Source organism: Chitinophaga sp., from assembly GCF_035538455.1.
Lineage (GTDB): Bacteria > Bacteroidota > Bacteroidia > Chitinophagales > Chitinophagaceae > Chitinophaga.
Genome location: NZ_DATLKJ010000111.1, coordinates 1 through 13,952 on the forward strand (window position 1 = coordinate 1; position 13,952 = coordinate 13,952).

The 13,952-nt window shown below is 46.8% G+C and carries 15 protein-coding genes; 7 read left to right on the top strand and 8 right to left on the bottom strand.

What is annotated here, in order from left to right; translation table 11 throughout:
- The first annotated feature begins 65 nt into the window (after window positions 1-65).
- Window positions 66-500, top strand: a complete 435-nt coding sequence (locus tag VM802_RS13600; RefSeq protein ID WP_325531326.1) for a YciI family protein — start codon at window positions 66-68, stop codon at window positions 498-500.
- 80 nt (window positions 501-580) lie between these two features.
- Here the strand turns inward: VM802_RS13600 and pyrF are convergent, their stop codons facing one another.
- Window positions 581-1,405: an orotidine-5'-phosphate decarboxylase gene (gene pyrF / locus VM802_RS13605; RefSeq protein WP_325531328.1), complete on the bottom strand. Its 825-nt coding sequence runs from the start codon at window positions 1,403-1,405 to the stop codon at window positions 581-583.
- Between the two features lie 282 nt (window positions 1,406-1,687).
- Window positions 1,688-2,785, bottom strand: coding sequence for an Mrp/NBP35 family ATP-binding protein (locus VM802_RS13610; protein ID WP_325531330.1), 1,098 nt, complete (start codon window positions 2,783-2,785; stop codon window positions 1,688-1,690).
- Window positions 2,786-2,918: 133 nt separating this feature from the next.
- Between VM802_RS13610 and VM802_RS13615 the strand changes: the two genes are divergently transcribed.
- Entirely contained in the window at window positions 2,919-3,572 is a 654-nt protein-coding gene (locus VM802_RS13615; RefSeq protein ID WP_325531332.1) for a carboxypeptidase-like regulatory domain-containing protein, read from the top strand.
- Window positions 3,573-3,738: 166 nt separating this feature from the next.
- Window positions 3,739-4,626 (top strand): 3-hydroxyacyl-CoA dehydrogenase family protein, encoded by an 888-nt coding sequence (locus tag VM802_RS13620; protein WP_325531334.1) that lies wholly within the window; start codon window positions 3,739-3,741, stop codon window positions 4,624-4,626.
- 397 nt (window positions 4,627-5,023) lie between these two features.
- Here the strand turns inward: VM802_RS13620 and VM802_RS13625 are convergent, their stop codons facing one another.
- Both VM802_RS13625 and ribD read right to left on the bottom strand, forming a co-directional pair.
- Window positions 5,024-5,629 carry an IMPACT family protein gene (locus tag VM802_RS13625; protein ID WP_325531335.1) on the bottom strand — a complete coding sequence of 202 codons (606 nt, stop codon included), beginning with the start codon at window positions 5,627-5,629 and terminating at the stop codon, window positions 5,024-5,026.
- Window positions 5,630-5,693: 64 nt separating this feature from the next.
- Window positions 5,694-6,710, bottom strand: a complete 1,017-nt coding sequence (gene ribD / locus VM802_RS13630) for a bifunctional diaminohydroxyphosphoribosylaminopyrimidine deaminase/5-amino-6-(5-phosphoribosylamino)uracil reductase RibD (protein WP_325531337.1) — start codon at window positions 6,708-6,710, stop codon at window positions 5,694-5,696.
- A gap of 133 nt (window positions 6,711-6,843) precedes the next feature.
- Here ribD and prmC point away from each other — a divergent pair, with 133 nt between their 5' ends.
- Window positions 6,844-7,698, top strand: coding sequence for a peptide chain release factor N(5)-glutamine methyltransferase (gene prmC / locus VM802_RS13635; RefSeq protein WP_325531339.1), 855 nt, complete (start codon window positions 6,844-6,846; stop codon window positions 7,696-7,698).
- Between the two features lie 145 nt (window positions 7,699-7,843).
- On the opposite strand, the gene VM802_RS13640 is transcribed toward prmC, so the two are convergent.
- The 3 genes from VM802_RS13640 to pepT form a co-directional block, all read right to left on the bottom strand.
- Entirely contained in the window at window positions 7,844-8,239 is a 396-nt protein-coding gene (locus VM802_RS13640) for an ExbD/TolR family protein (RefSeq protein ID WP_325531341.1), read from the bottom strand.
- An 11-nt stretch (window positions 8,240-8,250) separates the two neighbouring features.
- Window positions 8,251-8,964 carry a MotA/TolQ/ExbB proton channel family protein gene (locus VM802_RS13645; RefSeq protein WP_325531343.1) on the bottom strand — a complete coding sequence of 238 codons (714 nt, stop codon included), beginning with the start codon at window positions 8,962-8,964 and terminating at the stop codon, window positions 8,251-8,253.
- Between the two features lie 91 nt (window positions 8,965-9,055).
- Window positions 9,056-10,303 (bottom strand): peptidase T, encoded by a 1,248-nt coding sequence (pepT, locus tag VM802_RS13650; RefSeq protein ID WP_325531345.1) that lies wholly within the window; start codon window positions 10,301-10,303, stop codon window positions 9,056-9,058.
- Window positions 10,304-10,499: 196 nt separating this feature from the next.
- On the opposite strand from pepT, the gene metE reads away from it, so the two are divergent.
- Genes metE through VM802_RS13665 form a run of 3 tightly spaced genes read left to right on the top strand, consistent with a single transcriptional unit; the run spans window position 10,500 to window position 13,427 of the window.
- The gene (gene metE, locus VM802_RS13655) at window positions 10,500-12,785 is read left to right on the top strand and encodes a 5-methyltetrahydropteroyltriglutamate--homocysteine S-methyltransferase (protein WP_325531347.1); all 2,286 of its coding nucleotides are present in this window, start codon (window positions 10,500-10,502) and stop codon (window positions 12,783-12,785) included.
- Between the two features lie 39 nt (window positions 12,786-12,824).
- Window positions 12,825-13,031, top strand: a complete 207-nt coding sequence (locus VM802_RS13660; RefSeq protein WP_325531349.1) for a cysteine-rich CWC family protein — start codon at window positions 12,825-12,827, stop codon at window positions 13,029-13,031.
- A 9-nt stretch (window positions 13,032-13,040) separates the two neighbouring features.
- Window positions 13,041-13,427 carry an acyl-CoA thioesterase gene (locus tag VM802_RS13665; protein ID WP_325531351.1) on the top strand — a complete coding sequence of 129 codons (387 nt, stop codon included), beginning with the start codon at window positions 13,041-13,043 and terminating at the stop codon, window positions 13,425-13,427.
- 83 nt (window positions 13,428-13,510) lie between these two features.
- On the opposite strand, the gene VM802_RS13670 is transcribed toward VM802_RS13665, so the two are convergent.
- Window positions 13,511-13,952 (bottom strand): FKBP-type peptidyl-prolyl cis-trans isomerase (locus VM802_RS13670; protein ID WP_325531353.1); only part of this gene is annotated, 442 nt, incomplete at its 5' end.

Here is a 13,952-nt window from a genome sequence, read left to right on the forward strand (position 1 = left end):
ATTAATTACGCGGGATATACCGAATTCAAGACAAGTTAGTACCTTCGGCTCAAACTTGTAGAGCTATGGCAAGCGAAGTAGTTCCTGCACTTATGCTATTGGGATTCCTGATAGTTGTTGTCCTTTCGTTTCACCCTACACCTTTAAAGAATGTTGTAACTACTATATCAGCACCTGGAAAAAAAACGGATGTTTCTAATGTAAAACGCTACTGGATGGTGTTTCTGAAGAAAGGTCCGCAATGCAATCAACCGGAGGAAGAAGCTGCACGCATCAGACAGGCACAATATGAAAATATCGCCAGGCTGGTAAAAGCTGGTAAAATGCTGGTAACCGGACCTTTTGATAATGAAGAAGATCTGCGTGGTATTTATATCATGGACTGCAAAGACAGCCTGGAAGCGGTAGAGCTGGTAAATACCGATCCTGCGGTGAGAGCCGGCAGACTGGTATTTGAAGTGAAGCCGTGGTTAACAGAAAAGAACAGTGTTTTTAAATAATTCAGGAATTTGGTGATATAGGAATTTAGGAATTTCAAATGCAGTATTTCAAATACCTAAATTCCTATATCATTAAATACCTAAATTCCAACAGCAATCTGACTGAGGTATTCAGCCATCTCCTGCTGGTATTGAGCAGCGGCCTGTCTGGCATCGGCTGCAAAATCTTCTCCATTACCTGCATAGATAATTGCGCGGCTGGCATTTACCAGCAGACCGCAATCTTTGTTCATAGCCTGCGTGGAGATCTCCTGCAGACTTCCTCCCTGTGCGCCTATACCTGGCACGAGGAAGAAATGATCCGGTACGAGCTTACGGATGTGCGCCAGCTGTGATGACTGTTGGGTAGCGCCTACCACAAACATCAGGTTATCCGGCGTACCCCATTCCATACCTGCTTTCATTACTTTCTCAAAGAGCAGTTCATCACCCATCTGTTGCAACTGGAAATCCTGGCTGCCCTCATTGGACGTCAGACCCAGCATAATGGCCCATTTCTCAGGGAACTGAAGGAATGGTGTAACGCTGTCTTTCCCCATATAGGGCGCAACGGTTACGGCATCGAACTTATAGGTATCGAAAAATGTCTTGGCATATTGTGTAGCGGTATTGCCGATGTCGCCGCGTTTAGCATCTGCGATAGTGAAGATACCGGAAGGGATATATTCCACCGTGCGCTGCAACGTTTCCCATCCGCGGATACCCATGCATTCATAAAACGCTGTATTGATCTTATAAGCGACGCAAAGATCTTTGGTAGCGTCAATTATCGCCTTATTGAAGGCAAACACCGGATCTGCGTGAGACAGCAGGTGTTTGGGGATCTTTTGTATGTCCGAATCCAATCCTACACAGAGATAAGATTGTTTTTCCCTAATCAGATTTACCAATTCCTGTCGATTCATAGTCGGTTAATTTGGGGCGCAAAGTTAAGTAAAACTTAGCATTGACGCGGTTTGTACATAAATATTATATAAATGACTCTATTCTTTGTTGTGGCTTACTATGCTATTACCGACGGTTGCTCAGGAGCAGCACGAGCTAAGATAGGGAAAAAAGAATTACCAACCGGTGGCATTTACAGGGATTCACAAACACATAAATTCATGTAGTTATTTTCTTATGTAGTTATGTAAATATTTGAACAAAATAACTACATAACTACATAAAAAGATAACTACATAGCACTACACAACGATATCTACGATCTTTGTTGGCGCAATATTGGCGTTACGCATCGCGATACTTCTGGCAGCAGCACCGGCCACATCCAGGAAAGCTTTGCGGGTGATCTTGTCGTCGCTCATCATAGCAGGCACACCAGCATCGCCGCCTTCGCGGATACCCTGTACCAGCGGAATCTCGCCCAGGAACGGGATTTCCAGGTCTTCTGCCAGTTTCCTGCCACCTTCTTTACCAAAGATGTAATATTTATTCTCCGGTAATTCAGCTGGAGTGAAATAAGCCATATTTTCCACAAGGCCCAGAATAGGCACATTGATCTGCTGCCCCTGGAACATAGCAATACCTTTCTGTACATCTGCGAGGGCTACATCTTGTGGCGTAGTCACCATTACAGCGCCGGTAACGGGGACTGTCTGTACGAGGGTGAGATGAATATCACCAGTGCCGGGAGGCATGTCAATCACCAGGTAGTCCAGGTCGCCCCAGTATACATCTGTGATAAATTGTCTCAGTGCGCTGCTGGCCATTGGCCCGCGCCAGATCACAGCCTGTCTTTCATCAATCAGCAAACCGATAGACATCACCTTGATACCAAATTTCTCCATCGGCTGTATCATACCTTTGCCTTCCACATTTACCATCAGGGGTCTTTCTCCACGCAGGCCAAACATGATGGGTACAGACGGGCCGTAAATATCAGCGTCCATCAGTCCTACCTTGGCTCCGTCACGGCCCAGCGCCAATGCGAGGTTAGCAGCTACGGTAGATTTACCAACACCACCTTTACCGGAGGCCACTACGATAATATTCTTAACACCAGCCAGCACACCCTGCCCATCCTTACGCTTGGTGCTTACATTGGCGGTCATCACCACTTCCACTTCAGCGTCTTTATTTACGGTAAGATGTATGGCATTGATACAGGCGTTGCGGATCAGGTCTTTCAGCGGGCATGCAGGGGTGGTGAGCACCACTGTAAATTTCACTTTATTGCCGTTGATCTCTATATCTTTTACCATGTTCAACGTTACCAGATCCTTCCCCAGATCAGGCTCCTCTACGTTGCTCAGGGCCTTTAATATCTGCTCTTCTGTCATCATAAATTGTTGTTAAATTTGAATCCGAACCACAAAGGTAACCCAATTGGAATTTAATTTACAACTTTACAATTCACCGGTAACAGCTGTGAGCTGCGGTGAAAAACGACATAAATTTCTATATCTTCGGCCCGGCATGCATCACAAAAGAACTTACATACTGTCACTAGTTATAGTATTCCTATTATCTCCTTTCCTGCTGAAGGCTCAGATCACTGAGTTTAAAGACAGTGTAATACAGATTTCTGGTATTACCATGACGGCTGACAGCCTTCGCGCCATTCCTGCAGTAAGTGTGATCGTACGCGGCCAGGGACGGGGCACGATTTCAAACGCGGCAGGCGTATTCTCCATCGTGGTATTTAAGGGAGACACCCTTACTTTCAGTGCCGTGGGTTTTAAGAAGAAAGACTACAAAATCCCCCCCAACCTGAAAGGCAATAACTTCTCCCTGATACAGCTGATGGTGGAAGATACTACCTATCTCCCCGTCACCATTATCAAACCTTATCTTTCAAAACAAGAATTCGAACGGGCTTTCGCCAGTATGGACATCCCCGACGATGCCTACGAGATAGCGCGTAAAAATACCGAGAACGCCAAAATCAGGGCCATGACCCGCTTCACGCCAATTGACGGCTCCGAAGGCGTGAATATGTACCTGAATAAACAGGCACAATCGCTCTACTATGCCGGCCAGCCACCTCCACAAAATATCTTCAATCCACTGGCATGGGCCCAGTTCATCCAGGCATGGAAGCGGGGCGATTTCAAACGCCACGACGATTGATAATATTTAGGTATTGGGCCATTTAGGTATTTATAAATGCAGCGGAGATCAGTTATTATTTAAGTTTAACAAACTTAATCTCCGCTGCATTCATAAATTCCTAAATACCAAAATTCCTAAATAAAAAAATCCTAAATTCCGTCCGTTTTTATCAAATCATTACACCATGCAAAAAATAGCAGTAATAGGCGCAGGCACTATGGGAAACGGTATTGCACACGTATTTGCCCAGAATGGCTATGCTGTAAACCTTATTGACGTATCGGAAAATGCGCTGCAGAAAGCTTTGCAGACCATCACCAAAAACCTCGACAGGCAGATCGCTAAAGGTACTATCACAGAAGCAGACAAGTCACAGACAGTAGCCAATATCACTACACATACAGATCTTGCCGCCGGCGTGAAAGAAATATCGCTGGTAGTGGAAGCCGCTACTGAAAACATCGCACTGAAACTGAAAATATTCCAGGATCTCGATCAGCATGCTGCACCCGATGCCATACTAGCCACCAACACCTCTTCCATCTCCATTACCAAAATAGCAGCAGCCACCAAACGCCCTGCAAAAGTAATTGGCATGCACTTCATGAATCCAGTGCCGGTAATGAAACTGGTGGAGATCATCAATGGTTATGCTACTGATAAAAGCGTTACAGACACAATTGTGGAGTTATCCACCAAACTGGGCAAAGTGCCCTGTGTGGTAAATGATTATCCCGGCTTTATCGCCAACCGCATCCTGATGCCCATGATCAATGAGGCCATCTGCTCCCTCTTTGAAGGCGTGGCAGGTGTGGAAGAAATAGACACCGTTATGAAGCTGGGTATGGCTCACCCTATGGGTCCCCTGCAACTGGCAGATTTCATCGGGCTGGATGTATGCCTCTCTATACTGAATGTACTGCATGATGGATTCGGTAATCCGAAATATGCTCCATGCCCCCTGCTGGTGAATATGGTCACTGCCGGATACTTGGGTGCGAAAAGCGGAGAAGGATTTTATAAATATACCCCTGGCAGTAAGGACCTGGCGGTAAGTAGCAGATTTAACTAAATTTTTACGCTATTTGGTTATTTGTTTCTTTAACTTCGAAGAGGATTGTTCCCTTTGGGGATTTAGACAAACAGATAACCAAATAAATATAGTCCCAAAACGTTTATCCATTACCGGACACCCAGTTATCCATTAACGGACAAACTTATTGTCTTATTTATTCGTAACACGCTAAAAATCAACATTTCTATTTCTGGCATAGCATTTTAAGGCCCTATAATATCACCTGAAAATCTATTCATTATGCTCAAGCATCATAAAACCGCAGTTACCGCCATCATTGCAGTTTGCCTGATGTTAATCCTGCTGAAGAAAGTTGTAGCTGGCAGCGACTCCCAGGAGCTTCGCAGTTCGCCATTTGTGTGTTTTGAGCTGATTGCCGACTTTCATATGCCGGTTACTTCACCGGCACCGGCTTCAACTCCAGACCATGAATGTCCCTCAGCCTCAGCAAACAAAGTTCCTCGCTGGATTTCGGTACTCCTATGTCCATAGAACAAAAGAGCTGCAATTCCTGCGACAATACCGTGCAGTTGTTCTGTTTTACGACGATCATCACGTCGTTCATAATAGTATAATCAAAGCTCAGACGCCATTTTGATTCAATATTCTTTTGAACAACCGGAACCAACTGCAACACAAGTGAAGCGCTAGTTTTATAGGCATTGATCAGCCCTGGCACGCCCAGGAGCGTACCGCCGAAATAACGCACCACCACGACCAGGACATCTGTCAGCTGTTTGCTGTCTATCTGCCCCAGAATGGGCTTTCCGGCAGAACCGGAAGGCTCGCCATCGTCGTTTGCCCTGAACTGAGTACCATCAGTACCCAGGCGGTAAGCGTAGCAATGATGTGTGGCTTTGGGGTGTTCTTTCTTTACTTCCTGCAAACATTCCTTGACTTCTTCAGGGGTTTTCACCGGATATGCATAAGCGAGAAACTTACTGCCCCTATCCTTAAACTCTGCTACAGCGGCTTTATCGACCGTAAGATATACCTCCATGTATTGTGATTACAATGATTATTATGATTACTGTATTTGTAAAATTGCTATAAAACAGGCAATACTAACCCCTCCGGAAACAAGAGATCACATCCCCGCCCGGGTGAAGCGTTTGTTCCAGGCGTGCATTGTAAAGAGCAGGTGATGGCTGTCCGTCAGGTAGTGTAACTGCTCCTGTTATAATGCGGGCTTCGTCCCACAGGTCAGCCTCAATAAAGCGTTGCAGCACATATGGGCCGCCTTCCACCAATACGCTCTGAACCTGGCGCTGGTGCAGCCTTTCCATCAGCTGTGGCAACAGATTATTACGGAAATCGAGTTGCATGGCTTCAGTAAGGCCGTTGGTATCAGTGGCTTGGGCAGTGATAAATACGGTAGGAACGCTGCCATCCCACAGGTGATGCGTGCGGGGAACCTGCAATTCCCGGTCTATTACCAGACGCATGGGGCTTTTACCGGTCCACAGGCGATTAGTGAGCTGCGGGTTATCGCTAATAGCAGTACGCGTGCCCACCAGTATGGCCATCTCTTCGCTACGCCAACGGTGCACAAGCCGGTCACTGAAAGCATTGGAGAGACGCACAGGAGCACCATCTAACGTAGACATAAAGCCGTTGTTACTCTGTGCCCACTTCAGGATGATGTAAGGACGCTGCTTTTCATGAAAGGTGAAGAAGCGGCGGTTGATGTCGCGGCAGGCAGCTTCCAGCATACCGGTATGCACTTTGATCCCGGCTTTCTGCAGCTTTTCAATACCTTTACCGGCTACAGCAGAGAAGGTATCCACACAGCCTATTACCACTTCCCTGATTCCCTGCGATATGATTAAATCTGCACAGGGAGGCGTTTTACCATGATGCGCACAAGGCTCCAGGCTGACGTACATCGTGGAGTGCGGTATCAGCGAGCGGTCATCTTCCTGCACACTGTTGACACAGTTCACCTCAGCATGCGCCTGCCCGAATTGCCGATGGTAGCCTTCACCGATGATACGTTCCTGATGTACGAGCACGGCGCCCACAACCGGATTAGGCGCTGCTGCACCTGTTCCCATTGCCGCCAGCTCAAGGCAACGTTTCATAAAAATTTCGCTGATTGTGCTATCCATACCTGTTCAAATGATAATTTTGCAAAAGTATTATTTTTCGCCGTCGGAAAGTGCCGTCATTCCGCTGCCTGCAATATTTTTCACGGCCACACTTAAACCACCAGCTTTGACAATACAATCTGCTTTCACCTATATAACGGCTACTATCAGCGAACTGTACGATCCCCGCGAGAGTGCTAATATCGCACATATTGTGCTGGAACACATTACCGGCATGAATAAACTGGACCGGCTGGTCCACAAAACAAAGATACTTACACCTGATCAGAATACGCGGTTGAAAAGCGCCGTGGAAGCCCTTCAACGGCTGGAACCGGTGCAATACGTTACCGGCACCGAATGGTTTTATGGCATGGAGTTACTGGTGAATAAACATGTACTCATACCGCGGCCTGAAACAGAAGAGCTGGTAGAATGGATCGTGCAGGACATCGCCGCCAGACAACAACCACACATTCTCGATATTGGCACCGGCAGCGGATGCATACCACTGGCATTGAAGAAAACAATACCACATGCGCAGGTATCGGCCATAGATGTAAGCGGCGAAGCTCTGGAAGTAGCCCGTAGCAATGCTTCCAGATTGCATCTCGATGTACACTTCAGCCAGGTCAATGTACTGAACTCACAGGAGACGGCCTTCCTTCCTGTATTCGATATCATCGTCAGCAATCCTCCCTACATCACACAAAGCGAACAAGCAAACATGCAGGAACAGGTATGGGGATTTGAACCATCCATCGCCCTCTTTGTGCCAGACAATGATGCGTTACTGTTCTACCGCCACATCGCGCTGCTGGCTAAAGACAGGCTGTCTTCCCGCGGTATCCTCTACTTTGAGATCAATGAAGCGCTGGGCCAAGATGTAGTGATGCTGCTGGAAGAAAGCGGATTCAAAGAAGTGGTACTAAAACAGGATATGTTCGGGAAAGACAGAATGGTGAAGGGCATAATTGTCTGAACTGTGATTAATGTGATATGTTTGATTCTTCTGATAGGCGAAGATCAACGTATTTGATAAAAGCGAATAACCCGCCGGTATTTTTCGGCGGGTTATTCGCTTTTATCAAATATCAGGAAAATCAACCACATCACATTAATCACAGTTATTTCTTGCTCGTTGCCAGCACTACTTTAGCACCCATCTGCTTGGCCACTTCCATCACGCTTACTACGTCTTCAATGGGAACTGTTTTCTCTGCATTGATCACAATGGTAGGATCTACTTTTTCGTTGGCGACAGCCGGCGCCAGGGCCTGTTTCAGGCCTTCGAAAGGAACTTTCGTGGTGCCCACAAAAAATTCATGCTTTGCATTGATGCTGACTACCACCGTCTGCTTCGCTTTAGTATTGCTCTGCGCCTTAGGTAACAGCAACTTGATGACATTAGGATTAGCCAGTGTGGAAACAATCAGGAAGAACAACAGCAGGATGAACAGGATATCGTTCAATGCCGAGTTGTGCATTTCCACATGCTTCTTATTTCGCCTGCGTAAATTCATTATCTGTTGTTTTAGCGTGTCGGTTCCTGCAGAATATCGATGAATTCAGCTGAAGCGCCTTCCATCTTGTTCACTACCTTATCTATCTGTGCATTCAGGAAACTGTAGCCAATGAATGCCACGATACCGATGATCAGACCAGTAGCGGATGTGATCATCTTCACATAGATACCACCGGCAATGGTGCCCAATGTAATATCTGAAGTGATGGAGATATTGAAGAAGGTCTGGATCATACCAGCTATGGTACCCAGGAAGCCGAACATCGGCGCAATACCGGCAATGATGGACAGTATCACAAGATTCTTTTCCATGCGGTATATCTCAAGCTTACCCACGTTCTCCATTGATTTCTCGATGTTGTCGATAGGCTTACCAATACGCTGTATACCTTTCTCGATCATACGCGCAATAGGACCGCTTGTATTTTTAGCGAGTGATTTTGCACCCTGGATGTTACCAGTAGTAATCTGATCGCGGATCATGGGCATGAAGTTATCTTCCAGCTTGCCTGCTTTAGCGATGGTGATATATCTTTCTACAAATACGTAAACCGCTACCAGTGAAAGGATACCGAGCGGAATCATGAGTACGCCTCCTTTCATCAGCATATCTATCAGATGTATCTGCGGCTGTGGGGCCGCGGCGGCATTGATTCCCTGCGAAAGCGTGTCGGATGCGGACTTCAGCGTATCCTGCAATAATGTAATAAGACCTAACAACATGTACTTTATTTTAACGGTGCATTAGTAGCGTAATCTCAATAAACGGTTAAAGTAGTAAAATAATTGCGAATTTGTGAGTGATGCATAGAAATTACGCATTCTCTTCCCAGATCTGCGCCAGGTGAACGATTGTCTGCACCGCCTTTTGCATATCCTGTATACTTACATACTCATATTTGCTGTGAAACGCCATTTCGCCGGTAAAAATATTCGGGCAGGGCAGGCCCATGAAAGAAAGGCGTGATCCGTCAGTACCGCCGCGGATGCTCATTTTCAGCGGCTGTACACCCGCGCGGCGTATAGCTTCCCTCGCATTAGCAGTTACCTGCGGATACTGATCCAGCACTTCTTTCATATTACGGTATTGCTCTGTTACCTTGAGGGTAGCCTTTGCGCCAGGATGACGCTCCAGCACTTTGTCCATGATGCGGCGCAGGAAAGCCTCATGCGCCTCCAGGCTGGACGTGTCAAAATCACGGATGATGAAGTCTATCTCTGCTTTTTCCACAGCGCCCTGTATACGTAACGGATGTACGAAGCCTTCACGGTCCTCCGTGGTTTCCGGTGAGAGGCTGTCTTTCGGTAACGCATCTACGATTTCGGCGGCTATTTTGAGAGCGCTTATCAGTTTGCCTTTGGCGCTGCCAGGATGGGCACTGACACCATGTACGGTGATCCTGGCGCCGTCGGCAGAGAAGTTTTCGTCTTCAAGAGAACCGAGCTCGCCGCCATCCATGGTATATCCGAATTTTGCGCCCAGCTTCTCCATGTCCACTTTATCCACACCGTGGCCCACTTCTTCATCAGGAGTGAACAGAATGCGGATTGCCCCATGTTTCACTTCCGGGTGAGTCATGAGGAAATGTGCAGCATCCATAATCTCTGCCACACCCGCTTTATCATCGGCGCCCAACAGTGTGGTACCACTGGCGGTAATGATGTCATCGCCTGTCTTGCCTGCCAGGTAGGGATGATCCTTCGCTTTGATCACTACAGATGTATCGTCAGGCAGTACAATATCACTGCCGTTATAGCTGCGATGAACAATGGGCTTCACACCGGTACCGCTACTGTCGCTGGAAGTGTCCACGTGAGAACAAAAGCAGATCACCGGCGCCTGTTTGCTGGTGTTGGACGGAATCGTAGCATATACATATCCATGTTCATCCAGCTCAGCGTCAGTGATGCCCATTTCCTGCAGCTCCTTTACCAGCAAGCGTGACAGATCTTTCTGTTTTTCCGTTGACGGAAAACTGGTGCTTTGTGGATCGGATTGTGTATCTATCTGTACATAACGCATGAAGCGTGTGTCGACTGTATATTTGTAATCTTTAAACATTTTACAAACGTAAGGAAAAATCACATGTACCCTTCAGCCGTAGAATATTCTGTTTTACCATCTCTCACAATATCCAACAAAGTAATTTATTCTACATAACAGGCATTTTTTAAGACAAAATTCCAAATTTATCTAACTATATCGAACAAATTTCGAATAATAATAGGTTTGTGCAGAATAAAAAACCATCCTATATATGCTTACAAATATTCCCGGCTACCCAAGGATAGGTAGTCAGCGCGAACTGAAGAAAGCCTGCGAAAACTACTGGACAGGAAAAATATCACTGGAGAAACTGGAACTAACGGCAAGGCAACTACGAAAACAGCATTGGGATACTTTACAACAGGCTGGCATAGACCTGATACCCTCTAACGACTTTTCCTTCTGGGACCAGATACTGGATCTCAGTATGGCCCTCGGCGTTATCCCGTCACGCTTCCGCGGCCTGCAGAATACACTGGCAGATCCTTCCTGCCTGGAACTGTACTTCGCCATGGGCCGCGGTTATCAGAAGAACGGGTTCGACATCACCGCACTGGAAATGACAAAGTGGTTCGATACCAACTATCATTACCTCGTTCCCGAATTTGAGGAGACACAGCGATACAGTTTACAGTCCCGCAAGTGCGTGAAAGAATTCAAAGAAGCGCTGCAACAGGGACTACTTACAAAACCTGTACTACCAGGGATCGTTACATTTATTCTCTGTGGTAAAATAAAGAGCCCCACACTCACACATGCGCAACTGCTTGACCAGCTACTGCCTGCTTATATTCAGCTGCTCACCGAACTGCTTGCAGCCGGTGCCCAATGGGTGCAGCTCGATGAACCTATGCTCGTGACAGACCTGGAACCCGCTACCGGAGAACTTTACCGCAAAGCCTATACAGCTATCAGCGAAGCGTTGCCCGGCCTTAAGATACTGCTCACAACTTATTTCGATAGCTTAGGCGACAATACCAACCTGGCTTTAGAGCTACCGGTACAAGCCCTGCACATAGACCTTGTAAGGGCTCCTGAACAACTTGCAGCCATATTGAATGAAATACCGGAAACCATGTTGCTTTCCCTCGGTGTAGTGGATGGGCGCAATATCTGGAAGAACGACCACCGCTTGTCGGTAGCCCTGCTGCAACAGGCTATTGAAGCCATCGGCGATGCACGTATCATGATAAGCACCTCCTGTTCCCTGCTGCACGTACCTTACAACCTCGACGATGAAACCGGCATGGACCCTGCTATCAAGCAATGGATGGCCTTTGCACAACAGAAGGTATCCGAAGTAGTAGCACTGAAAGCAATACTGGCAGGACATCATACCTTGCTGGAGGAAAATGCTGCTATTATGAAGAGTCGTGAAACGGCCGCCGGTTTGCATATACAGGCTGTAAAAGAGCGTATTGCCAATATTGAGGCAGATGACATGCAACGCAGACAGGCATTCCCAACCAGGCAGGCCTTACAGCAGGAACGCCTGCAATTGCCACTGTTTCCGACTACTACTATAGGCTCCTTCCCACAGACAGTAGAAATCCGGCAGTTACGCTCCAATCTTAAGAAAGGTCATATCACACAGGAAGAATACGACAACAACATCCGCACTGCTATCCGTGAGGCGATTGCATGGCAGGAAGGACTTGACCTTGATGTACTGGTACATGGCGAGTTTGAGCGGAATGATATGGTGGAATATTTCGGTGAGCAACTACATGGATTTCTATTCACACAAAACGGATGGGTACAAAGCTACGGTACCCGTTGTGTAAAACCTCCGGTTATCTATGGTGATGTATATCGCCCTCAGCCCATGACCATCGCCTGGAGCAGCTTTGCACAATCACTTACAGACAGACCCGTGAAAGGCATGCTCACTGGTCCTGTTACTATCCTGCAATGGTCTTTTGTACGCAATGATCAGCCGCGAATGGATACTGCATTCCAGCTGGCACTCGCTATCCGTGACGAAGTGAAAGATCTGGAAGAAGCCGGCATAGCCGTTATACAGGTGGATGAACCGGCTATACGCGAAGGGTTGCCACTACGTAAGGCCAGACGGCAGGAGTACCTGGAAAAAGCCGTACAGGCGTTCCGATTAGCTGTCAGCGCCGTGAAGGATGAAACACAGATACATACGCACATGTGTTATGCGGAGTTTCATGACATCATTGAACACATCGCAGCGATGGATGCAGATGTGATCACACTGGAAACATCCCGTTCACAGATGGAGTTGCTGGAAGCCTTTGCACTATACCGTTATCCTAATGAAACAGGACCGGGTGTATACGATATTCATTCTCCCAGGGTACCCGGCATTGGTGAAATGGAACGCCTGCTGCATAAAGCCGCACAACTGCTACCTGCCCGCAATATATGGGTAAACCCTGACTGCGGGCTGAAAACAAGGAAGTGGCCGGAAACAGAAATGGCGCTACGCAACATGGTCCAGGCAGCAAGAAACTGCAGGGCTGTTTGTTGATTATTCACGACATTTGTGTACATCACTAAAATGTACGCAATGGCGAGTCATGAAACGGTTAGTTGTCCACGCTGCGGACGCAGCTTTGAATGCCGCGTGGGTACCATACTCCGCTGTCAATGCCAGGAAGTGACATTAACTGAAGAAGAGAGAATTTTCATCCGGCAACAGTACACTGGTTGTCTTTGTGCGGATTGCCTCCGCGAGATGAAAGCAGTCTACCAGCTGCCGGATGCCTCACAATAAATGATTACTATGTCCTACAAAGAAAAAGTTGTTAGCTCTGAAACCAGGATTTTCAAAGCTGTATTTCCCAATACAGTAAACCATTACGATACCTTATTCGGCGGCACCGCCATGCAGCTCATGGATGAAGTGGCATTTATTACAGCAACCCGTTTTACGAAGATGCGCACGGTTACCGTATCATCAGACAAAATTGATTTTAAGCAACCCATCCCGCACGGTACCATCATTGAACTGGTGGGCAGAGTGGTGCATGTAGGTAATACCAGCCTGAAAGTAGAAGTGGAAGTATTTGTGGAGCAGATGTACCTCGATCACAGGGAGAAAGCCATCAGTGGAACATTCACATTTGTGGCGATAGATGAGAATAAGAAGCCTGTAGTGATAGAGATTTAGTTATTTGTCTATTTTTTTATTTAGGTATTTAGTTATTTAAATCAAATAAAAAAATACCTAAATAAAAAAATACCTAAATATTATTAGCCGATAGAAACCAGTTCCAGATCGAATACGAGGTCTTCACCAGCGAGCGGATGGTTAGCATCCAGGGTGATGAATTCAGAGCTGATGGCAGCCACTCGTACAGGGAATACCTGTCCTTCAGGATTGCTCATCTGCAGCTGCATACCTACTTCCGGGTTCAGATCTGCCGGCATATTTTCTTTTGGAAAATCCATGATCATTTCATCATTCTTGGGGCCGTATGCCTGATCAACAGGGATATGAATGGTCTTCTTATCTCCTACTTTCATATCCAGGACACCATTCTCAAATCCTTTGATTACCATACCAGCGCCCACTTTAAATTCCAGTGGGGGTCTGCCCTCTGAAGAATCAAAGGTAGTTCCATTGGTTAAACGGCCGTGGTAATGCACTTTCACAGTATCCCCGTTTTTAACAGTTTCCATAAATTTCTTATTT